Raw genomic sequence first — 1,065 nt, forward strand, 5'->3', positions numbered from 1 at the left:
GGCCGGCGAGGACGAGCGCCGGTACGCGGTGTTCACCGTCTCGGCCGACTACATGCAGGACGAGACCTGGTTCCGGCCGCTCTACGCCGAGATCGCGAACGGCGGCCTCGCCGCCATGCTGTACGACATGCTGGCTCACGACCTCGGCGACTGGCACCCGCGCCGGATCCCGAAGACCGCCGGCCCCCTCGAGCAGCAGAGCCAAAGCCTCCGGCCAGAGGACCAGTGGTGGGTCGAGCTGCTGCAATCCAGCCAGCTCTGGTGCTGCGACGACCGCAGGCCGAACTGCGCCGTCTCGAACGGCTACGAGGAGGAGGTCGACAACGGGTTCGGCGGGAAGAAGGTCATCCGCCACAAGGGGCTCTACGATCAGGCCCGCGAGATCTCGCCGCGGATGAAGCTCTGGAGAAACCATCTTCTCGGCGACATTCTAAAGAAGCACGGATGCTCAAACACCAAGAAGGTGTTGCGCCGCCGCGGCTGGGAGTTCCCGCCCCTGGTGCAACTCCGGGCGGAATGGGAGCGACGGTTCCCAGGATGGAAGTGGAACGATCCGGATCTGTCGGAAAGGCAGGCGGAGGACTGAAATGTTCCGCTCTGATCCGCATCGAGCCGGGACCGATCCGGTACAACTCATTGATTTTATGGGGGTTGTTCCGCTGTTCCGCTTGTGCCGCTTTGGACGCGTACTCTCCCGGAAAAATTGCGCGGCCAGCCGCGGGCGCCGCGGGGGCGCTAAGATTTCCTCTTACCTTTTAAAGCGGAACAAGTGGAACAGTGGAACAAGGCAACCGGATCAGTCGCTTAGCGCGTTCCGGACCGTTCCAGCATGTTCCGCTCTCGCGGCCCCCACAGGGCGCGGAGGGTGCCGGCCGTGATCCCCGCCGCCGATGCCTGGGGCCTGTTCCACCCCGACCTCGACCTGGCCGAGCACGCCGTTCACTTGGAGGCGAGCCGCCCCATCCACCGGACGACGAGGGCGGCGAGCACATACCAGGCGCCAGGGTGTAGCACCGCCACAATGTTCTGGATGAGCGGATCGCCCGGGTCAGCCGGCAGGCTCAA

The 1,065-nt window shown here is 65.3% G+C and carries 1 pseudogene; it reads left to right on the forward strand.

From position 1 onward, the window contains the following. Positions 1-586: pseudogene (locus MKL01_RS00175) on the forward strand (hypothetical protein); the annotation flags it as partial. Positions 587-1,065: the final 479 nt, after the last annotated feature.

The sequence above is a fragment of the Methylobacterium sp. J-070 genome, assembly GCF_022829385.1.
Taxonomy (GTDB): domain Bacteria; phylum Pseudomonadota; class Alphaproteobacteria; order Rhizobiales; family Beijerinckiaceae; genus Methylobacterium.